At 62.8% G+C, this 20,280-nt stretch carries 17 protein-coding genes; 4 read left to right on the top strand and 13 right to left on the bottom strand.

Going from position 1 to position 20,280, the window contains the following annotated elements:
- Window positions 1–9: 9 nt before the first annotated feature.
- The 12 genes from NOX35_RS10305 to NOX35_RS10250 all read right to left on the bottom strand — a co-directional run bounded on the left by NOX35_RS10305 (window position 10) and on the right by NOX35_RS10250 (window position 14,473).
- Entirely contained in the window at window positions 10–1,590 is a 1,581-nt protein-coding gene (locus NOX35_RS10305; protein ID WP_182286590.1) for a class I adenylate-forming enzyme family protein, read from the bottom strand.
- A 63-nt stretch (window positions 1,591–1,653) separates the two neighbouring features.
- Window positions 1,654–2,457, bottom strand: coding sequence for an SDR family oxidoreductase (locus NOX35_RS10300; protein ID WP_256496566.1), 804 nt, complete (start codon window positions 2,455–2,457; stop codon window positions 1,654–1,656).
- Window positions 2,454–3,995 carry a class I adenylate-forming enzyme family protein gene (locus tag NOX35_RS10295; protein WP_256496565.1) on the bottom strand — a complete coding sequence of 514 codons (1,542 nt, stop codon included), beginning with the start codon at window positions 3,993–3,995 and terminating at the stop codon, window positions 2,454–2,456. The genes NOX35_RS10300 and NOX35_RS10295 overlap by 4 nt, the downstream gene beginning before the upstream one ends.
- Window positions 3,996–4,013: 18 nt before the next feature.
- Window positions 4,014–4,880, bottom strand: coding sequence for a 3-keto-5-aminohexanoate cleavage protein (locus NOX35_RS10290; protein ID WP_182286587.1), 867 nt, complete (start codon window positions 4,878–4,880; stop codon window positions 4,014–4,016).
- 102 nt (window positions 4,881–4,982) lie between these two features.
- Window positions 4,983–6,125 (bottom strand): acyl-CoA dehydrogenase family protein, encoded by a 1,143-nt coding sequence (locus NOX35_RS10285; RefSeq protein WP_256496564.1) that lies wholly within the window; start codon window positions 6,123–6,125, stop codon window positions 4,983–4,985.
- Window positions 6,122–8,095: a biotin carboxylase N-terminal domain-containing protein gene (locus tag NOX35_RS10280; protein ID WP_256496563.1), complete on the bottom strand. Its 1,974-nt coding sequence runs from the start codon at window positions 8,093–8,095 to the stop codon at window positions 6,122–6,124. Before NOX35_RS10280 ends, NOX35_RS10285 begins: the two co-directional genes overlap by 4 nt.
- Window positions 8,092–8,925: an enoyl-CoA hydratase/isomerase family protein gene (locus NOX35_RS10275; RefSeq protein WP_256496562.1), complete on the bottom strand. Its 834-nt coding sequence runs from the start codon at window positions 8,923–8,925 to the stop codon at window positions 8,092–8,094. The genes NOX35_RS10280 and NOX35_RS10275 overlap by 4 nt, the downstream gene beginning before the upstream one ends.
- 10 nt (window positions 8,926–8,935) lie before the next feature.
- Complete coding sequence (locus NOX35_RS10270; RefSeq protein WP_182286583.1) at window positions 8,936–10,114, bottom strand: acyl-CoA dehydrogenase family protein; 1,179 nt, start codon at window positions 10,112–10,114, stop codon at window positions 8,936–8,938.
- Between the two features lie 55 nt (window positions 10,115–10,169).
- On the bottom strand, window positions 10,170–11,807 hold the full coding sequence (locus NOX35_RS10265) for an acyl-CoA carboxylase subunit beta (protein WP_256496561.1): 1,638 nt from the start codon (window positions 11,805–11,807) through the stop codon (window positions 10,170–10,172).
- The gene (locus NOX35_RS10260) at window positions 11,804–12,685 is read right to left on the bottom strand and encodes an SDR family oxidoreductase (protein WP_182286581.1); all 882 of its coding nucleotides are present in this window, start codon (window positions 12,683–12,685) and stop codon (window positions 11,804–11,806) included. Before NOX35_RS10260 ends, NOX35_RS10265 begins: the two co-directional genes overlap by 4 nt.
- Entirely contained in the window at window positions 12,685–13,332 is a 648-nt protein-coding gene (locus NOX35_RS10255) for a TetR/AcrR family transcriptional regulator (RefSeq protein ID WP_232538184.1), read from the bottom strand. The genes NOX35_RS10260 and NOX35_RS10255 overlap by 1 nt, the downstream gene beginning before the upstream one ends.
- Window positions 13,333–13,459: 127 nt before the next feature.
- Window positions 13,460–14,473, bottom strand: coding sequence for an AraC family transcriptional regulator (locus NOX35_RS10250; protein WP_256496560.1), 1,014 nt, complete (start codon window positions 14,471–14,473; stop codon window positions 13,460–13,462).
- Window positions 14,474–14,580: 107 nt separating this feature from the next.
- On the opposite strand from NOX35_RS10250, the gene NOX35_RS10245 reads away from it, so the two are divergent.
- The 3 genes from NOX35_RS10245 to NOX35_RS10235 all read left to right on the top strand — a co-directional run bounded on the left by NOX35_RS10245 (window position 14,581) and on the right by NOX35_RS10235 (window position 17,514).
- Window positions 14,581–15,765: a lipid-transfer protein gene (locus tag NOX35_RS10245; RefSeq protein ID WP_256496559.1), complete on the top strand. Its 1,185-nt coding sequence runs from the start codon at window positions 14,581–14,583 to the stop codon at window positions 15,763–15,765.
- Window positions 15,766–15,952: 187 nt separating this feature from the next.
- Window positions 15,953–16,735, top strand: a complete 783-nt coding sequence (locus tag NOX35_RS10240; protein ID WP_256496558.1) for an enoyl-CoA hydratase/isomerase family protein — start codon at window positions 15,953–15,955, stop codon at window positions 16,733–16,735.
- Between the two features lie 134 nt (window positions 16,736–16,869).
- Entirely contained in the window at window positions 16,870–17,514 is a 645-nt protein-coding gene (locus NOX35_RS10235; protein WP_182286576.1) for a 3'-5' exonuclease, read from the top strand.
- A 72-nt stretch (window positions 17,515–17,586) separates the two neighbouring features.
- Here the strand turns inward: NOX35_RS10235 and NOX35_RS10230 are convergent, their stop codons facing one another.
- Window positions 17,587–18,783: a diguanylate cyclase gene (locus NOX35_RS10230; protein WP_256496557.1), complete on the bottom strand. Its 1,197-nt coding sequence runs from the start codon at window positions 18,781–18,783 to the stop codon at window positions 17,587–17,589.
- Between the two features lie 208 nt (window positions 18,784–18,991).
- Between NOX35_RS10230 and NOX35_RS10225 the strand changes: the two genes are divergently transcribed.
- Entirely contained in the window at window positions 18,992–20,269 is a 1,278-nt protein-coding gene (locus NOX35_RS10225) for an O-acetylhomoserine aminocarboxypropyltransferase/cysteine synthase family protein (protein WP_256496556.1), read from the top strand.
- Window positions 20,270–20,280 lie beyond the last annotated feature (11 nt).

The raw sequence follows: 20,280 nt of genomic DNA, 5'->3' as shown, positions 1-20,280 counted from the left end.
GTCCGGATATCAGGTGCCCCAGAGCTCTCTGGCCACCTGCTCGAACTGGCGTCGCATCACGTTTTTCTGCACCTTGCCCGTCGCCGTGGACGGGAAGGCCTCCACAAAATGGACCAGCTTTGGCACTTCAAAGCCGCTGAGATGATTGCGGCAATGGGCCAGTATCGACTCCGAATCCACCTGAGCCCCCGGCTTGCGCATGACAAAGGCACAGACCGCCTCGCTCCAGTGAGGGTGCGGCAGACCAAACACGGCAGCGGCAGCTACGTCCGGGTGAGCCAGCACGACGGCCTCAACCTTCACGCTGGCGACGTTCTCGCCACCGGTCTTGATCATGTCCTTCTTGCGATCTATGAACTCCATGCGACCCTGCTCATCCCACATGCCCAGGTCGCCGGTATGGTGCCAGCCAAACTTCTGTGCCTCGGCCGTCGCCTTGGGATCCTTGAAATAGCCCAGCATGGCATTGGGGCCGCGATGCACGATCTCGCCGACCTGGCAGGTCCCCAGCAGATTGCCATCGTCATCCATGACGGCGGTCTCGCAAGTGCTCAGAGAGCGCCCCCAGAAATTGGCATCGCATTCGGCATTGAGCAAAGGGTAAAAAGTCATGGTAGCCGGGTATATCTCCGTCTGCCCAGTGGCTAGCGAGATATTGCGGCACATGCGCTGCGCAATCTGGGCGATCAAGGGTTTGGGAATAGGCGCCATGGCATAGATGCATTGCCGGATGGTGGTAGGCGCAAAACCCGGATCGGCCAGCACCGCTGCATACATCAGGGGCAGCCCGACAAAGATCGTCACACCTTCCTTCATCACCAGCTGCCCCACCTCCGCCGGCACAAACTGTCGCGTGAGCACGGTGCAAGCGCCTGACGCCAGCGCAGTCTGCACCAGCGCATGCTGGGCGCAATGAAACAGGGGCAACCAGCCGCTGAGCACATCGGCCTCGCCATATTTCATCTCGTCGATATTGCCCTTGACCGCCGCGTATACCGACAGATGGGAATGCACTACACCCTTGGGATTGCCCGTGGTACCGCTGGTATACATGAGCAAGGCCGCCTGGTTGTCGTCAATATCAACCTCGGGCAAAGCATCGGACTGGCCTGCCTCGGCCTGTGTCAGCGATATGCCCGGCAGTCCTTGCTGCATTTGCAGGCGCGTGATGATGAGCGGCACTTGCAATTGCTGCAGAATTTCGGCCAGTCCGGGCAGGGCCAGCAACTCCTGATCTAGCACCACTGCCGACACCTCAGCATGCCGCAGGATGTAGTCGATGCTCGATACCTCCAGCTTGATATTGACGGGCACCCACACCTGCCCCGCCTTGTGAATGGCATTGCAGGCCACCACCATGTCTATGGAATTGGCGCACAGCATGCCGATCTGCTTGCCCGTACCCAGCGTCGACAGCAAATAGTGCGCGAAGCGCGAACTTCGCGCATCCAGCTCGTCATAGCTGATGCGCTCAGCACCATCGACCAGCGCCGTGCGGCCGCCAAACTTGCGCGCACTGCGGTAGAGCAGGTCGCCCAGCGCAATGCGCCGGATGCGCCGTGCCTCCTTCGTCAGACTCATCTCGATCATGGCTTGTCTCCTTGATAGTGTGCAACCCGGAACCCATAACCCACGCTTTTTCTTGTTGTGTTTCTACGCCTGCTGCGGCATTGCCATCGCCGCGGCGGCAACCATGGGCGAGAGCTGGCCCTGCGCCCCGCCGTCACAGGCAATGACCGTGCCGGAGATATAGCTGGCCGCATCACTGCCCAGAAACATCGCCAGCCGGGCGATATCCGCAGTCGTACCCATGCGCCCCAGCGGCACCATGCTGCGTACCAGAGCGTCTCCTTCTGCCCCCTGTGGGGCCAGCCGGCGCATGCCTTCCGTGCCCTCGATGGGGCCGGGAGAAATGGCGTTCACACGAATGCCCCTGCCCCCCCACTCCAGCGCCAGCACCCGCGCCAGATGGTCCACTCCAGCCTTGGCAGCGCAGACATGGGCCTGGTACATCATGGGCACGGTGGACTGCGGCGCGGTGATGAAGATCAGGCTGGCGCCCGGCTGCCGCAGGTGCACCAGAGCCTGACGCGCGACATCAAAGCTGCCCAGCAGATCGATGTCAACCACCACCTTGAAGGCGTTGGACGACATCTGCTCCGCAGGTGCCAGGAAGTTGCCGGCTGCACCAGACACCAGCACGTCGACCGGCCCATGGCAGGCCACTGCCTGCGCCAGCGCCGCGCCCACCGCCTGCTCATCGCGCACATCGGCCACCACGCCAAAGGCCTGCGCCCCCAGCGTCGCCAGGGCCGCATCCACATTGGCCTGCTTGCGGCTGGCGACCGAGACCCTGGCTCCTGCCATCGCGTAGTGCTGGGCAATGCCCAGGTTGATGCCTGTGGTGCCGCCAAACACCATCACATGGCTGCCCGAAAAATCGAATTGCACATTCATGGACGGCACTCCTCTGCTCGCAACAAGGCTTTCTGGATCTTTCCTGCCGGGGTCAACGGCAACTCGGTACGAAACACCAGCTGGCGCGGCAGCTTGTAGTCAGCGAGCTGCTGGCGGCAATGCGCGAGCAGCGCCTCCTCGGTCACGCCGGCACCGGGTCTGATCACGATGTAATAGCGCCCCACCTCGCCCAGCACGGGGTCCGGCACGCCGATGCCCGCGACCATCAGCACGCCCGCATGACTGGCAATCACGCTCTCCACCTCGCTGGGATAGACGTTGAAACCGCCCTGTATGAACATGTCTTTTTGCCGCCCCTTGAGGTGGACCAGGCCCTGCTCATCGACAAGCCCCAGATCACCCGAATGCAGCCAGCCGCCGGCAAACGCCTCTGCGTCCTGCTGCTGCCCCACATAGGCCGGAATCACCCCCGCACCGCGAAACCACAGCTCTCCGACCTCGCCACTCCGCAGTTCCTCTCCATCAGCCCCCGTCACGCGCAGTTGCGCCCCTTGCAAAGGCTTGCCTATGCTGTGCAGCAGGGCCTGCTGATCCGCCTGCCAGGGCGTCATCACGATGGCCCCCGAAGTCTCGGACAGACCGTAGAGATTCATGATGTCCACGCCCGGAAACTGCCGCTGCAACCGCTGCAGCAACACCGGATCCACATTTGATCCGCCCACCACGACCAGGCGCAGCCGGCTCATATCCACCTCTGCCAGAAGCGGATGCATGAGCAGCAGCGTCAGCATGGTAGGCACGCCCACCAGCCAGGTCGGCGGATGCCGGTGCGCCATTTTCCAGACGGCCTCGGGGCTGAACATGGGCACCAGCTCGCAGGTGCCGCCCGCCAGCAGCATGGTCAGCACGCCGCAGGTGATGCCGCCCACATGGTTGAGCGGCATGGCCAGTTGCACCACATCGTCCGCCACAGCCTTCACATGCGCATGCTGCGCCAGCGCCGAGCCCAGCTGGGAGCGATGTGTCAGCCCCGCTGCCTTGGGCCTGCCCGTGGTGCCGGAGGTGTAGATGATCATCAGCAGGTCATCCGGTTCGGGACCTGTGCCTTCATGCAAGGCTTTCGCGCCGGACTGCAGCGCTTGCTCGAATCCTTCATCCACCCACAACAGGTGCTCCAGCGCCGCAAGACGCCGACGGGCCTGTGCCAGATAGTTCTGGTAGTCGAAACCGGCAAACTCGCGCGGCGCAAGCACGGCCTTGGCCTGGCTGTCCTGCAGCATGAAGTCCAGCTCGGCATCGCGGTATCTGACGCTGAGGCCCACCACGACCAGCCGCGTCTTCGCCGCAGCCAGATAGCTCAGCACCCAGGGCAGACCGTTGGGCAGGATGATGCCGATGCGCTCACCGGGTCGCAGGCCCAGCGAGGACAGATGGGCAGCCCAGGCGCTGGCCATGACATCCACCTGCTGCCAGCTATAGCTGCGCCCCTGGTCGATATAGGCATTCCTGTGAGGATGGGCGGCCACGGTCTGCGCCAGTGCCTGCGCCACGGACCGAGGAGGAGTACAAGTGTTCATCTGCAACTTCTCCCTGATTCAGGCCGCCAGGTGCAGCATCTGCCTGGCCTCCCTGGGAGTGGCGACTTCACGCCCCACATCACGCGCATAGCGCGCCAGTTGCTCGATCAGCGGAGCGTTGGATGTGACCTTGCTGCCGTCCGGCAGATAGAAAGTGTCTTCCAGTCCGCTGCGCAGATGTCCGCCGAGCTCGGCCGTGCGCAGATGGGTGGGCCAGATCTCGCTGCGCCCGATCAGCGTGGTCTGCCAGGGCGCATCCTTGATCTTGAGCCTGAGCAGTATGGGCAGCAGATCGGGGTCTGCGGGCATGCCGGACTCCACCCCCATCACGAAGTTGTATTCGGGCAGGCCTCGGTACATGCCGGTTTCCACATACATGCCCACACAGCGCACGATGCCCACGTCAAAGCACTCGAACTCGGGCAGCGTCTGGGTCTCGGCCATCACATCGAGAAAGTCCTGCACCTTGGCGGGCTGATTGTCGAACAGCATGGGCGGCCAGGCCCAGCTTCCGTTGCTGCGGGTTTTGAGATAGTTGAGCGAGCCCGCATTGCAGGCCGCCATCTCGGGTCGCGTGGCACGCAGGCAATCCAGTGGTCCCTGGTAATCGGGGCCGACCACACCGGTGGTCTGATTGATGATGAGTTCGGGGCAGGCTGCACGCATGGCATCCACGCAGGCCCTGGCCACTGCCGGATCCCAGCTGGGCAGATGACCCTTGCCCTCCTCCTGGCGCCTGAAGTGGACATGCACCACCGATGCGCCCGCGTCATAGGCTCGGCGTGCTTCCTGCGCCAGTTGCTCTGGCGTCACAGGCACATGATGCTGATTCGGGTCGGTCAGCACCCCGGTAATGGAACAGGTAATAATGGCTTTATCGGACATATCGCTCCTTAAATAGAAGCTGATAACGCTTTACACATAAGCGTTTCAGGCTGATTTCGCTCAAACTCCCCGACAACGACAGCTGCCGCTGCAACAGCCGCGCTAGATACGCCACTGGCGCGCGGCCAGCTCTTTCATGATTTCCTCGGTGCCGCCGCCAATCGTCAGCACCTTGACTTCGCGGTAGATGCGCTCGCTCAGCGTGCCGCGCATAAAGCCCATGCCGCCCAGAATCTGCACCGCCGTATCGGCGCAGAACTGCATGGTCTGGGTGGCGTGGTTCTTGAGCACGCAGACCTCGCCCACCCAGTCCGCCCCGCTATCGCCGCCATCGGCACGTGCACAGACCGCGTTGATCCAGGCCTCGGTGCTGCGCATGCGCTGCTGCATGTCCACCAGCTTGTGGCGTATGACCTGATGCTGATTGAGCGTCACGCCAAAGGTCTGGCGCTGCTGCGCCCAGGCCAGCGCCTCGTCATAGCAGGCCTGGGCAAAGCCCAGCGCAGCGCAGGCAATGCCCAGGCGCTCGCCGTTGAAGTTCTGCATGATGGCGCGAAAGCCCTCGCCCTCGGCCCCGAGCAGATGACTGGCAGGCACGCGCACGCCATCAAAGAACAGATGGGCCGTATCCGAGCATTGCCAGCCCATCTTGTGCAGCGGGCTGCGGCGCAATCCCGCACTCTCGCCCGGCACCAGGATCAGGGAGATGCCGGATGCACCTCTTTGCTCGCCCGTGCGCACCGCCACCGTGATCCAGTCCGCACGCATGCCCGAGGTGATGAAGGTCTTCTCGCCCTCGATCACATACTCGTCGCCCTCGCGCCTGGCCCTGGTGCGCAGTGCCGCCACGTCCGATCCGCCGCCAGGTTCGGTAATCGCCAGCGCCGCGATCTTGCGGCCTGCCAGCACATCGGGAACCACCTGCTGCTTGAGCACATCGCTGCCCAGAGCCACCACGGGCGGCAGGCCGATGTTGTGCGACAACAGGCTGGCCAGCACGCCACCGCTGCCGCCGTGGCGGCACAGCGCCAGCCACAGGGCGGCGCGCAGGCTGTGCGTGGCCGCAGTGCCACCGAGCTCCTGGGGGTAGCCAATGCCCAGCAGCCCCAGCTCGGCAGCCTGGCGATAGAGCTGGCGCGGGAACTCGCCAGCCTCGTCCCAGGCGGTTACATGAGGAGCGATATGCTCACGCGCAAAGCGGCGCACCATGTCATAGAGCATTTCGCGTTCAGTGGCATCCGTCATGCAGCACCTCCAGACATGGGCACCAGTTTCAGCAGCACCTGGCCCGGCGCCACCTGCTGGCCGGCATTGACCAGCACGGCCTCCACCCGGCAGTCGGCCTTCACGCTCAGGCTGTGCTCCAGCTTCATGGACTCGACGACCACGACCACATCGCCGGCCTTCAGCGCCTGCCCGGTCTCCACGCCCAACTGCACCACACGGCCGTTGAACGGGGCGCGCAGCTCTGCGGTCTGGCCGGCTCCGGCTGCATGCTCGGGCGGGGCATAGCTTGTATCTTCGACCCACCAGTCCACACCACCAGCCTGCAGATGCCAGCGCATCCCGCCTTGCCCGACGGGCAGTTGCACGGCCTGCACGATTTGGGTCAGGCCCGCCGATCTCGCTCGCCAGCCATAGGCCAGCAACCTGTCGACCTGCAGCAGCGCAGGCTCTGCGCCGTGCCACCGCAGCAGCCAGCTTTGTGCGGTCTCGGGCCACAGTGCCAGTTCCCGCGTCCGGCCCCGGTGCTGCAGCTTGCGCAACTGGACATAGCTGCAGGCCAGCGGCCCCGGCCCTTGGCCCACGGCGCACAGCGCTCCCCACTGCTGGTGAGCCAGAGCTTCCTTTTCTCGCAGCAGTTGCTGCAAGCGCGGCGCATCGCCCGCCAGATAGGAGATCAGTGCCTGGCCCCGCCTGAACACCTCGTCGCTCAGGCATTCAATCAGAAATGCGCGATTGGTCGGCAAACCCAGCACCGTGAGCTGGCCCAGCGCATGAATCAGCCTGTCGATAGCTTGCTCTCGCGTTGGTGCATGGACGATCAGCTTGCCCAGCATGGCGTCGTAGTGGGGCGTGACCTCGCTGCCGGAATGCAATGCATGGTCAAAGCGCAGCGGCGCGCGGCTGAAGACGGCGGCCTCGGGTGCCGAGAAATGTCGCACCACGCCGGTTTGGGGCTGAAAGTTCTCGTCTTCGGCACACAATCGCACCTCGATGGCATAGCCCTCAAACTGAACCTGCTGCTGCGTCAACGGCAAGGCCTCGCCGCGCGCCACGCGAATCTGCCACTCGACCAGATCCAGGCCCGTCAAGGCCTCGGTCACAGGATGCTCGACCTGCAGTCTGGTATTCATCTCCATCAGATAGAACTGCCGGCCTTCGACCAGGAACTCCACCGTACCTGCCCCCACATAGCCCGCGGCCTTGGCCAGGGCCACGGCGCAGCTGCCCATGTGCTCGCGCTGCTCGGCGTTGACGGCCGGACTGGGGGCTTCCTCGATGATCTTCTGGTGGCGGCGCTGAACCGAGCAATCGCGCTCCCCCAGATGAATCACATGGCCGTGCCCGTCGGCAAACACCTGCACTTCCACATGACGCGGGTGCATGACGGCACGCTCCACCAGCAAGTCACCATTGCCGAAGCCGGCCTGGGCTTCGGAACGTGCGCTGCTCAGAGCGGCATGCAGCTGCTGGGCACTTTCCACCAGCCGCATGCCGCGCCCGCCACCACCGGCCACGGCCTTGACCATGACAGGATAGCCAATCATGGCTGCCTCGTCGGCAAAGCGCGCATCGCTCTGGTCGTCACCTTCGTAGCCTGGCAGACAGGGCACGCCATGGGCCTTGGCCAGTTGCTTGGCGGCGGCCTTGCTGCCGAGCTGACGGATCGCGGCTGGCGGTGGGCCAATCCAGATCAGGCCCGCTTGCTGCACGGCCTGGGCAAAGCCCGCATCCTCACTGAGAAAGCCGTAACCGGGATGAACGGCATCGGCCCCTGTCGCCTTGGCGGCTGCCAGCAGCTTGTTCACGTCCAGATAGCTCTGGGCCGATGTCAGCCCGCCCAGTGCATAGGCCTGCGTGGACTGTTGCACATGGAGGCTTCCCGCATCCGCATCCGAGTACACCGCCACGGTCTCTATGCCCATGCGCCTGGCGGTGGCCATGATGCGCAGCGCAATCTCGCCACGATTGGCAATCAGAATGCGCTTCATGATGTGCCTCCTGCATTGCAGGTCCAGGGAGCGGGCTGCTTGCTGGAAAAGGCCTTGAGCCCGGCCCCTGCTTCAGCGCTGCGCAGCGCTCTGGCAAAGGCCTGCGCGCCCTGGTTCAGCGATGCATCCAGACTTTGCCCGCCAATGGCTGCCAGCAGCTTTTTGGTGGCAGCCACCGCCTGCGGTGCAGCCTGCGCGCAGATCTCGAGCTGCTGCTGCAGCTGACTCTGCCAGTGGGCAGCGTCTGCGGCCTGGATCACGGTCTGAACCAGGCCTGCCTGCTGTGCCTGGTTTGCGGACCAGCGCTGACCGCCCAGCAGCCATTGGCGCGCCAAGCCATCGCCCAGCCTGCGCAGCACAAAAGGTGCAATCTGCGCGGGCACAATGCCCAGCGTCACCTCGGGCGTGGCAAAGACGGCCTGCTGATCCGCCACCACCCAGTCGGCCACACAGACAAGCCCCACACCGCCGCCCATGGCTGCGCCCTGCACGGCGGCGATCAGCAGCTGGGGCAGCTCGGCCAGTTGCTGCAGCAGCTGACCAAACTCCCGGTTGACCTGAACCAGCGGGTCCTGCGCCCTCGCAGGCAGCGGCGAGCCTATGCTGCTGGCAAAACCTCCCAGGCTGCCGCCCGCACAGAAATGCCCGCCGTTGCCGCACAGCACGACCACGCGCAACTGTGAATCCTTCTGCGCTCTTGTGGCGTGATCGCGCAAGGCCTGCACCAGTTCATCGGTCAGCGCATTGCGGGTTTGCGGCGAGTTCAGCCGCCACCATTCCACAAAGCCGTTGCCCAAGGGCAGGCGTTCGATTTCAAGCACCTGAGTCATGCGCTGCTCCTCAGTGCGCCTGGCGCTTGATCAGCCCCATGGTCTTGCCGATGATGCCCAGCATGACCTCATCGGCACCGCCGCCTATCGATCCCAGACGCCCGTCGCGGTAAAGGCGCGAGACACGGTTGTCCCAGGTAAAGCCCATGCCGCCCCAGAACTGCAGGCAGGTATCGGCCACTTCGCGCGTCAGCCGACCCGACTTGAGCTTGGCCATGCTTGCCAGTTGCAGCGCATCCTGACCCGCCATATACATCTGGGCGGCACGATAGGTCAGTGCACGCAGGGCCTCGACTTCGGTCTGCAACTCGGCCAGCTTGAACTGCACCCATTGCTGATCGATCAGGGTGCTGCCGAACATCTGGCGCTGCTGTGCCCACTCTATGGTCTGCTGAATGCAGTCCTCCATGGCGAGCAGGCCGCTGGCCGAGGCCCAGAGCCGCTCCTCCTGAAACTGCTGCATCTGGTAGATGAAGCCCTGCCCCTCCTGCCCCACCAGGTAGCGCTGCGGCACGCGCACCTCGTCAAAGAACAGCAGGCCCGTATCCGAAGAGTTCATGCCGATCTTGCGCAGCTTCTGCGCCACTTCCACGCCCTTGGTCAGCTTGCCGCGCGGACCCTCCCGCAGGGGCACCATGATGAGACTCTTGTTCTTGTGAACCGGTCCATCGCCGGTGTTGACCAGCATGCACATCCAGTCCGCCTGAATGCTGTTGGTGATCCACATCTTCTGGCCGCTGATGACGTAGTCGTCGCCATCCTTGCGGGCATGGCTTTTGATGCCCGAGACATCGCTGCCCGCACCGGGCTCGCTCACGCCTATGCAGCCCACCATATCGCCCGCAATGGCGGGAGCCAGGAACTGCTCGCGCAAGGCATCGCTGCCAAAGCGTGCCAGTGCGGGTGTGCACATATCGGTCTGCACGCCAATGGCCATGGGCACACCGCCGCAGCGGATATGGCCCAGTGTCTCGGCCATCATCAGGCTGTAGGAGTAGTCCAGCCCCGAGCCGCCATAGGCTTCGGGCTTGGTCAGGCCCAGCAGGCCCAGATCGCCCAGACCCTTGAACACCTGGTGCGCAGGGAAGATCTCCTCCTGCTCCCATTCATCGACATGAGGATTGATCTTCTCGTCGATATAGCGCTTCAGGGTCTTGCGCACTTCCAGATGTTCATGGGTCCATTGCATGGCTTGTCTCCGTCGAGTCCTGTTTGGAAGAAAAAAAGGGGGAAGAGGCGCGGCACTACATGCGCGCGACCCCGAACTGCATGGGGCGCAAGGTGCGCTGCTGCGCTTCGTGCAAGGTCTGCAGGCAGAACGAGAGCACTGCGCGGGTGTCGCGCGGATCGATCACGCCGTCGTCCAGCAGCAAGCCGCTGGTGACCAGCGCATCGGACTGGGCTTCGAACATGGCCACGATCTGGTCGTACTGCTTTTGCATCAGCTCGGCATCGACGGCCAGGCCCTTGCGTGCCATGGCGGCCTCGGTGACCTGACGCATGGTGCTGGCCGCCTGCTCGCCGCCCATCACCGCCGTCTTGGCGCCGGGCCAACTGAAAAGAAAGCGCGGCGCATAGCCTCGGCCGCACATGCCGTAGTTGCCCGCACCGAAGCTGGCGCCGCACTGGATGGTGATCTGCGGCACTGTGGCGTTGGTCACGGCCTGAATCATCTTGCTGCCGTGCTTGATCATGCCGGCCTGCTCGCTGTCCTTGCCCACCATATAGCCCGTGGTGTTCTGCAGATAGATGATGGGGTGGCCCAACTGGCACATCCATTGAATGAAGTGCGCGGCCTTGCTGGCACCAGCCACATCGATGGGGCCGTTGTTGGAGATCAGACCCACGGCATGGCCTCCGATATGCGCCTGCACACACAGCGTGGCCGCACCGTAGCCGGACTTGAAAAGCAGCAGCTCGGAGCCGTCCACCAGTCGCGCCATGACCTCATGCATATCCACCGGCTCGCGGTGGTGTGCCGGCATCAGACCCAAGAGCTCATCGGCGTCGTAACGCGGCTCGACGATTCCTGAATTAATAGCTTCCCGTGTAGATATAGCTTCAGGCTTTTTCCATTGGGACAGCTGAGACACCACGGCGCGTGCCATGCCCAGGGCATGGCGGTCGTCCTCCGCCAGATACTCGCCCAACCCCGAGACACTGGTGTGCATTTCGGCACCACCCAGCTCTTCCTCGGTCGCGATCTCGCCTGTCGCCGCCTTGAGCAAGGGCGGCCCGGCCAGAAAGGCACGCGAGCGACCGCGCACCATGATGACCACGTCCGACAGCCCGGGCATATAGGCCCCGCCGGCCGTGCCCGAGCCATGCTGCACGGTAATGACCGGCAAACCTGCCGCGGACAACCGAGCCAGATTGCGAAACAAGGCTCCGCCCATCACAAAGCCCTCGACACGATAGCGCATGAGGTTGGCGCCTGCACTCTCCACCAGATGAATGAAGGGCAGCTTGTTCTGCAGGGCGATCTCCTGCACGCGCAGCATCTTGTCCAGGCCTTTTTCCTGGATGGCCCCGGCCTCGATGCCCGAATCGCTGGCCACCACCATGCAGCGCACACCGCTTACAAAGCCGATGCCCGCCAGCATTCCGCCTCCGGGAACCGACTTGGCCGGGTCGTCCTGGTCCTGCATGAAACCCGCCAGCGTGCACAGCGGCAGCCATGGCATTCCTGCATCCAGCAGCAATGCAACTCTCTCTCGCGGCAGCAACTGGCCGCGCTTTTCAAACTGCGGCTTGGCCCGCTGCGATGCCTGGGCCGCCCGCTGCTCCAGCTCTCGCAGCGCGGCGATGCGCCCCAGCGTGGCAGCCCGGCGCTGCTGCGCCAACTCGCCACCGCCATTCCATTGGGATGCAAAGACGCTCATGACTGAAACACCTTGGGAGTCTGGTAGAGAGAAAAGCCGTCAAATGCACGCACTGCACTGCGCTGCTGCGCTTCGGTACTGGCAGCCACCGGCCCCATGCCCATGCGCACCTGAGGACGGGCGCCGTCGACCCGCAGAACCGTTCCGCTGATGAAGCTGGCCGCCGGACTGAGCAGAAAGACCACGGCAGCGGAGACTTCGGCCTCGTTGCCAAAGCGCCCTGCTGGCACGGTTGCCGGCATCTTTCGCAACATGTCCGCTGCCTCGGGCGGATAGTGATCCATGCCGCTGGAGGCTATATAGCCCGGCGCAATGGCATTGACGCGCACCCCCTGCGCGGCCCATTCCACTGCAGCGGTTTCGGTGAAGCTGACCATGCCCGCCCGTGCTGCGCCGCTATGCCCCATGCCCGGCATGGAGCCCCACATATCGGCAACCATGTTGACGATGGAGCCTCCCTGCCGCGCCATGTGCTGTGCGTAGCATTCGCGCGCCATGAGAAAGCCGCCGGTGAGATTGGTGTCCAGCACCGCCTGCCAGCCCTTGGCGCTGATGGACGCCAGCGGCGAGAGATACTGTCCGCCCGCGTTGTTGACCAAGGCGTCGATACGACCGTGCCGGGTCAGCATCTCTTCGACCACGGCCTTGACTGCCGCCTCGTCGCGGATATCGCAGCTGTGGCTGCTGGCTTGAGCTCCCTGCTGCGCCAGTTCGTCCTGCACGCTCTGCAGCTTTTGTGCATCGCGCCCCACCAGTGCCACATGTGCGCCCAGCGCAGCCAGCTCATGCGCTATGCAGCGGCCTATCCCCGAGCCACCACCGGTCACCACCACCACTTGTCCGGCAAACAAATCCGGACGAAAAACGGATTGGTACATCAGCTCTCTCCAATGAACAAGGCCAGAGATTGATCGGTCAGCGCATCCAGACTCAGGCTGCCGTCCTCGGAAAACCACTGCGCAGTCCAGTTCAGAGCGCCAAAGATCAGCAATCGCGCGATTTCGGGGCGGGCCTTGAGCTTGCCCGTGCGCTGCAGCGCCTGCAGCACGGGCATCCATTGCGCTTCGTAGGCATCCTTCTGTGCGCTCACATCCATGCGCTGCGCATCGCTGAGCAAGCGCCATTCGTAGAGCATCACGGGGATGAAGTCGCTCTCGCCACCCACCATGATCTGCAGGTGATTACGCACCAAGGCGCGCAGTCGCTCCACTCCGTTGGCACGGGCCCCAAGCGCTTGCAGTGCGGCGTTCTGACTATCCGCAGCCTGGGCCATCCCATCCCGCATAACGGCATGCAGCATGGCTTCCTTACTCTCAAAAAAGTAAAAAATGGACCCCGGCTGCATACCTGCAGCAGCGGCGATGTCGCGGGTGCTGCTGCCGTGAAAGCCTCGCAGGCGAAACTGCCTGGCTGCGACACGCACCAGCTCGCTGCGGCGCGCGCTCTCATTGCGCTCCTCGGTAGACTTGGGCGGCCTGCCGCGTCCGCGTTTGACGGTCGGAATTTCTTCATGAACTGCTTGCATGAGATGCAGCATATCGGCGTCTTATATTTTTACCAATCACTTGATTGGCAAAAATATTCAGGACTTTCACGCAAGGGTTTTCCACAGCTCGAACGAGCTACTGCGAGTGCACCCGAATACTGCTCTTCTAAGCCGCTCTGACCCGGTACAGGCCCGGCGGGCTCCCAGTCCAGCCTTTGAAGGCACGCTGGAACGCAGCCGCATCGGCAAAGCCCAGATCCGCAGCCAGCGTGGCAAAGCTGACCGTGCTGGAGCCCAGACGGGAGATGGCGATATCACGGCGCAGTCCATCTTTGATGACCTGAAACGAGGTGCCGGCCGCACTCAGCTTGCGTTGCAGGGTAGGAGCAGACATATGCAGCGCCGCTGCCGTGGCCTCCAGCCCCACCCAGTGCGGGCGGCTTTGCTGCAGATAGGCATGCACCAGGGCAGCAATCTCATTGCCAGCGCGCGCAGGAATGACGGCTGCCGCAGGCCAGCTTGCGACAAAGCTGCGCAGAGCGCTCTCGTCGCGCCGGCACACACGCCGAAGCAGACCGGCCTCAAACCAGAACGCCGCTACCGTCTGCCCAAAGCACATGGGGGCTGGAAACGCCTCCCCATAGTCCCTGACATAGTCGGGCCGCTCAAATACAAAATCAAACTGCCGCACCTTGAGCCCGCCACCCATCAACCAGGAAGCGATACGCCACAGTATGCGCAGCAGGTACTCGTACAGAAAATTGGCCGGAGGCTGGCTGCTCAGGGAACGCACGCAGATGGCGGCCTCACCGGCCCTGACCAGCAGACTCACTTCCACATCGTCCTGCAGCAGGTTGTGGACTTCGCACATGCGCTCCAGCGCCCCTTGCACCGTGTGCTCCGCAGAGGCAACACGCGCTATCAGCTCCAGACTGCCGCGCTTGAGCGGGCGCGAGAACAGGCCCAGCGCTTCGTCGTTGAGCGCCGAGATCACGCGCCACATCAATGCGATGTATTGATCCGAGCTGACGCGCGCGCCCGCCTGTTCCAGCAGTTTTGGTGCTATGCCGGCCTGTAGCAGGAAAGTCTCCGGCGCATGGCCTTTGCGCTCGATGGATTGCACGATCCCTCGCACCAGCTCAATCGACACGGTATAGGGAATATTCTTGCGGGTTTTCATTGAGTCATCATGAGGTCTTTTGACATGTCGACGATGTACTCCGCAATGGGCAAATGCAAGAGGTTTTCCTAGCATGGCTGCTGTACCAACCCTTTGCAGGAGCCCCCATGAGTCGCGATGTGTTTGTTGCTGGTGTCGGCATGATTCCGTTTGCCAAGCCTGGCAAGAGCGATCCCTATTTCCAGATGGGCTCAACCGCGACGCAACTGGCGCTTGCCGATGCCGGCATTTCCTATGCCTCGCTGCAGCAAGCCTATGTGGGCTATGTGTACGGAGACTCCACTGCCGGCCAGCGCGCGCTGTACGAGGTCGGAATGAGCGGCATCCCCATCGTCAACGTCAACAACAACTGCTCCACTGGCTCCACCGCGCTGTTCCTCGCACGCCAGGCCGTCGCCAGCGGCGCTGCCGACTGTGTGCTGGCCCTGGGTTTCGAGCAGATGAATCCCGGCGCACTGGGATCGGTCTACACCGACCGACCCAGCCCGTTTGACCGCTTCGATGAAGCCACGGACGCACTGGTCGGCAACGGCGAAGTGCCTCTGGCACTGCGTTATTTCGGAGGGGCAGGCAAGGCCCACATGGAACAGTACGGCACCAAGCTGTCCACCTTTGCCAAGATTCGCGCCAAAGCCAGCCGCCATGCGGCACGCAATCCACTGGCACTGTTCCGCACCGAGGTGTCGGAGGAGGAAGTCATGGCCGCGCCCATGCTGTGGCAAGGCGTGATGACCCGACTCATGGCCTGCCCGCCCACCTGCGGCGCAGCGGCCGCCATCGTGGTGTCCGAGGCCTATGCACGCAAGCACGGACTGGACCATAGCGTGCGCATTCGTGCCCAGGCCATGACCACCGATGGCCCTGAAACCTTTGCGGCCCAGGATATGCGCGAAGTCGTGGGCTTCAGCATGGCCCGCAACGCGGCCCGGCAAGTCTATGAGCAAGCCGGCATCGGCCCTTCGGATGTGGATGTGGTGGAGCTGCACGACTGCTTTGCCCACAATGAACTGCTGACCTATGAGGCCCTGGGACTGTGCCCCGTCGGCGGGGCTGAGAAGTTTGTGCTTGATGGCGACAACACCTACGGCGGCAAATTCGTCACCAATCCTTCGGGCGGTCTGCTCTCCAAGGGCCACCCGCTGGGTGCCACTGGTCTGGCTCAGTGCACCGAACTGGTCCAGCAACTGCGCGGCAAGGCCGAGCAACGCCAGGTGCCAGAGGCACGCCTGGCCCTGCAGCACAACCTGGGCCTGGGTGGAGCCTGCGTGGTCACTCTGTATGAGCGCGTCTGAGGACAGCGGGACATGGTCGCCGAAACAAGGACGAGGCATGAGCTGCGTGCCACCGAATGCAGCCTGAACCGAAGCAAGAGCATGTGCGCTGCCAGCTTCATCAATTCACCCACATTGTCCAAAGTCGCAAGACGCCAAAGAGCGTCTTGGCCTTCTTACGGACTCCATATGAAAGAAAGGTCACCTGATGTCTGATCTGGTTCTCTGGGAAGTTCGCAACGGCGTAGGTCATGTGGTTCTGAACCAGCCCGAGCGGGGCAACGTGATCAGCACGGCCATGGCTCACGACCTGAAGGCAGTGGTACAGCAGGCCTGCAACGCAGATATCGGCGCCCTGCTCATTTCTGCAAGCGGTAAACAATTCTGCGTCGGAGGTGACATCAGTGAATTTGGCGTACATCGAGAGCAACTGGCACCGTTGATCGGTGCCATGCTGGATGTGCTCAATCCAGTCATGCATCAGCTGGCCAGCTTGCCGCTGCCGGTCATCAGTGCCGTGCAAGGCCCTGTCGGAGGCGGCGGCATCGGGCTCGCACTGTGTGCGGACCTGGTACTGGCCAGCCGTCACATGTTTTTACGCGGAGGGTATTCGGCCATCGGCCTGAGCCCGGATCTGGGTGTATCGGGCTATCTCACCCGCCGTGCCGGCGCTGCCAGGGCCAAATACATTCTGATGAGCAACCGCGCTATCGCGGCCGAGGACTGTCTGCGCATGGGCCTGGTCGACGAGGTGCACGATCCCGAACAGCTGCTCACGGCGGCCACCGCGCTGGCCGAGGAGCTTGCCGGCGGCCCCACCAACTCCCTGGCGGGCATCAAAAACCTCTGTGACTCGGCACACCGGCAGGACCTTCAGCAGCAACTGGGTGCCGAGCGCGAAACCATGCTGGCCTGCGCCCGCTCCGGCAACAGCCTCGAAGGCGTGACGGCCTTTTTGCAAAAGCGCAAGCCCGTGTTTAAGCGTCGCTGAATCGATTGCCTGTTTTTTAGGCGCAACATGCAAAGCCTTGCCAGTCAAGGCTTTGCGCATTTATTCCGATATTTACCCACAGGCCAGACCACATGTTCTGGGGATAAGCACGAAGCTGGTGTGTAATCACCGGCATGCCCCGATTGATTGCTCCCAGCAAGGACGAAAGTGCCCTGCTCCCTCCGTTTCTGGAATTGCCCGAACATGCAATCCACATTCCGCAGTCCGAAGCCGAATTCGAGACTGCCTTCAAGGCCATGAATGCCGAACCCGTGCTCGGCTTTGACACGGAAAGCAAACCCATCTTCAATATTGGCCAGCAAGACAACGGCCCTCATCTGGTGCAGCTTGCCACGGCCAGTCAGGTCTGGCTGCTGCAGCTGCACAGGCCCATGGCTCTGGAAGTATCGCGCATGGTGCTGGCTGCAGAACATATCTGCAAGGTCGGCTTCGGGCTCGATAACGACAAACACTCCCTGCCCCGCAGGCTGGGGGCGCCGCTGATCAATATTCAGGATCTGGACAGCCGCTTCAAGCGGCTCGGCTATGGCCCATCGGTGGGTGTGCGTGCGGCCGCAGCGCTGGTACTCCAGCAGAGCTTTCGCAAGTCCAAGCGCACCACCACCTCCAACTGGGCTGCCACGGAACTCAGCCCGGCCCAGCGACGCTATGCCGCCAATGACGCCCATGCTCCAGTCGTGATCTATGCCCACCTGCCCGCCTGGGAAAGCACAATACCCGTCCTTCCCCGACGCGGTCCCAGGAGTCCGAGGTCGTGAACGTTCAAGCCTCAGATCGCGAAAAGAACCCAAACCGCAAAGCGCCATGGGCTCTGCGCCTGATAGCGGGATTCAGGCAAACATTTTCCATTGCAGCTCGCTCTCGTCTTGCGCAGAGCTCATGACACAATCCCGCCCCGCCTTCTTGGCCTTGTAGAGCAGCGCATCAGCCCGAGCCAGTGCCTGCTCGAAGTCCTGCGCGGAACTGAGTGCAGCAATGCCAAAACTGGCTGTCACCCTGAGTTGCGCAGCCAATCCTCCGAGCGCCTGACTTTGCAAGCGCTCACGTACACGCTCCACAATGGCTTGCGCTTCGAACAGCTGTACTCGTGAGAGCAGCAAGAGAAACTCTTCTCCGCCGAAGCGGGCAACCAGATCGCAGTCTCTGACCTGCTGAGTCAGCAACTGTGCCAGTTGCTGCAGCACCTGATCGCCGGCCGCATGGCCCCAGTTGTCGTTGATGTATTTGAAATGATCGATGTCCACGGCAACCACGGCCCAGGGCACCAGCCGCTGATCGGCCAAGCGCAACTCTGCGGCCTCCATGAAGGCACGACGATTGAGCAGGCGCGTCAAAGAGTCACGGTTGCGCTCTTCGCGCAATGTCGTCATCACGTCCCTGACCGAGCATGCCAGCAGTCCTACGGCAAACCACATTGCAAACAGAAGCGCTATGGCCTGGGTGAGCAGCCAGTATCCAGATCGGGTCAGCTCCTGCACTTCGTGAACGGGCAACAGACTTACGGCCGCCGGCCTGAACAAGGCATAGCAGACGTTGAGCCCATAGGCCCAGCGCACGCCACGCTCCAGCCAGTCCTTTGACGAATCGGCCTTGAGAAACGCCGGCATGGCCAGGGTCAGCTGCAAGGCCATGGCCAGTGCCAGGCACTGCACGCGGACCCACAGATCATTTTCGATCCGGGAAAAATAGTACAGCACGGACAAGGCGACGACCGCCACCAGAATACCGCCTGGCACACTCGCTCCTGCAGACCCCAGCCGCAAGGAAACCCCTTGCGCCAGCGACCAGGTCCCCAGCAGGTACAGACATGCCGTGGCGATTGCAAACTGGCTCAGCTGTGCATTGCTCATCAGGCTTTGCGCAGCCAGAGCCGTTGCGAGCAGCACATAACCGCCCACCAGCCAGAGCAGGAACAGCGCACGCGGCTGTCGGCGCTGCACATACCAGCAAGCCAACAAGGCAAGCCCGAACAGCACCACGCAAGCCGGCGCAATCAAGGCAAAGTACAAATCTGCAGGCTGGCCCAATTTAGGTTCTCCGCGCAGGAAACTGTGAATTCAACGTCGTCCATTCTCCGGCGAGAAGTATCTCCAATATTCCAATACAGCGCTCGCTTTCACTCTGGCATAAGCACATAGCCATTAGGTCGTTCTCCTAAGTCAGCGTCCTGCACATAATCAATGACGCCAACGCTCTGGCTGCGGCGTTCGAATAACCTGCCAAAGAGACACACACATGCGCATAGAGACACTCGCCGTACATGCCGGCTATTCCCCCGACCCCACCACCAAGGCGGTGGCCGTGCCCATCTACCAGACGGTGGCCTACGCGTTTGACAGCGCCCAGCATGGCGCCGATCTGTTTGATCTGAAGGTCCCGGGCAATATCTACACGCGCATCATGAATCCCACCACCGACGTGCTGGAAAAGCGCGTCGCGGCGCTCGAAGGCGGCATTGCCGCACTGGCCCTGGCATCGGGCATGGCTGCCATCACCGCAGCTATCCAGACCCTGGCCGAAGCGGGTGACAACATCGTATCGGCCAGCACGCTCTACGGCGGCACCTACAACCTGTTTGCCCACACCTTCCCGCAGCAAGGCATCGAGGTACGCTTTGCAGATCCACGCGATCCGGCCAGTTTCGGCAAGCTGATCGACGCCAGGACCAAGGCGGTATTCATCGAATCCATCGGCAACCCGCTGGGCAATGTGACCGATATCCGTGCGCTGGCCGATGTGGCCCACCAGCATGGCGTACCGCTGATCGTAGACAACACCGTGCCCTCTCCCTATCTGCTGCGCCCGTTTGAGCATGGCGCGGACATCGTCGTGCATTCGCTGACCAAATACCTGGGCGGCCACGGCACCAGCGTTGGCGGGGCGATCGTGGACAGCGGCAAGTTCCCCTGGGCCGAGCACAAGGCCCGCTTCAAGCGACTGAACGAGCCCGACGTCAGCTATCACGGCGTGGTCTACACCGAAGCGCTTGGCCCCGCCGCCTTCATAGGCCGCGCCCGCGTCGTTCCGCTGCGCAATATGGGCGCCGCCATCTCGCCGCAGAACGCCTTCCAGATCCTGCAAGGCATTGAAACCCTGGCTCTGCGCATGGACCGCATCTGCGATAACACGCAGAAGATTGCAGAGACACTGCAACAGCACCAAAAAGTGGAATGGGTGCGCTATGCAGGCCTCAAGGACCACCCTGACCACGCCGTCGTACAAAAACAGTCTGGCGGCCGTGCATCGGGCATTCTGTCGTTCAGCCTCAAGGGCAGCGAAGGCCGTGCCGCCGGAGCACGCTTTCTGGACGCCTTGCAGCTGTTCACGCGCCTGGTCAATATAGGCGATGCCAAGTCGCTGGCCACCCACCCCGCTTCAACCACGCACCGTCAGCTGGATGCGGACGAACTGGCCAAGGCCGGCGTGACCGAAGGCATGGTGCGCCTGTCAGTGGGCATCGAGCATATTGACGATCTGCTGGCCGACCTGAACCAGGCGTTGGAACAGGTCTGAAGCGGCTGCGT

It is taken from the genome of Comamonas sp. C11 (assembly GCF_024496285.1).
Lineage (GTDB): Bacteria > Pseudomonadota > Gammaproteobacteria > Burkholderiales > Burkholderiaceae_C > Comamonas > Comamonas testosteroni_F.
Note: the sequence above shows the minus strand (reverse complement) of the source record. Positions and strands in the feature narration are given on the sequence as shown.

Bases quoted from the DNA above. Each gene is read 5' to 3' on its own strand.
- NOX35_RS10305 (WP_182286590.1), bottom strand. From the start codon at position 1,590: ATGATCGAGATGAGTCTGACGAAGGAGGCACGGCGCATCCGGCGCATT.
- NOX35_RS10300 (WP_256496566.1), bottom strand. From the start codon at position 2,457: ATGAATGTGCAATTCGATTTTTCGGGCAGCCATGTGATGGTGTTTGGC.
- NOX35_RS10295 (WP_256496565.1), bottom strand. From the start codon at position 3,995: ATGAACACTTGTACTCCTCCTCGGTCCGTGGCGCAGGCACTGGCGCAG.
- NOX35_RS10290 (WP_182286587.1), bottom strand. From the start codon at position 4,880: ATGTCCGATAAAGCCATTATTACCTGTTCCATTACCGGGGTGCTGACC.
- NOX35_RS10285 (WP_256496564.1), bottom strand. From the start codon at position 6,125: ATGACGGATGCCACTGAACGCGAAATGCTCTATGACATGGTGCGCCGC.
- NOX35_RS10280 (WP_256496563.1), bottom strand. From the start codon at position 8,095: ATGAAGCGCATTCTGATTGCCAATCGTGGCGAGATTGCGCTGCGCATC.
- NOX35_RS10275 (WP_256496562.1), bottom strand. From the start codon at position 8,925: ATGACTCAGGTGCTTGAAATCGAACGCCTGCCCTTGGGCAACGGCTTT.
- NOX35_RS10270 (WP_182286583.1), bottom strand. From the start codon at position 10,114: ATGCAATGGACCCATGAACATCTGGAAGTGCGCAAGACCCTGAAGCGC.
- NOX35_RS10265 (WP_256496561.1), bottom strand. From the start codon at position 11,807: ATGAGCGTCTTTGCATCCCAATGGAATGGCGGTGGCGAGTTGGCGCAG.
- NOX35_RS10260 (WP_182286581.1), bottom strand. From the start codon at position 12,685: ATGTACCAATCCGTTTTTCGTCCGGATTTGTTTGCCGGACAAGTGGTG.
- NOX35_RS10255 (WP_232538184.1), bottom strand. From the start codon at position 13,332: ATGCAAGCAGTTCATGAAGAAATTCCGACCGTCAAACGCGGACGCGGC.
- NOX35_RS10250 (WP_256496560.1), bottom strand. From the start codon at position 14,473: ATGAAAACCCGCAAGAATATTCCCTATACCGTGTCGATTGAGCTGGTG.
- NOX35_RS10245 (WP_256496559.1), top strand. From the start codon at position 14,581: ATGAGTCGCGATGTGTTTGTTGCTGGTGTCGGCATGATTCCGTTTGCC.
- NOX35_RS10240 (WP_256496558.1), top strand. From the start codon at position 15,953: ATGTCTGATCTGGTTCTCTGGGAAGTTCGCAACGGCGTAGGTCATGTG.
- NOX35_RS10235 (WP_182286576.1), top strand. From the start codon at position 16,870: ATGCCCCGATTGATTGCTCCCAGCAAGGACGAAAGTGCCCTGCTCCCT.
- NOX35_RS10225 (WP_256496556.1), top strand. From the start codon at position 18,992: ATGCGCATAGAGACACTCGCCGTACATGCCGGCTATTCCCCCGACCCC.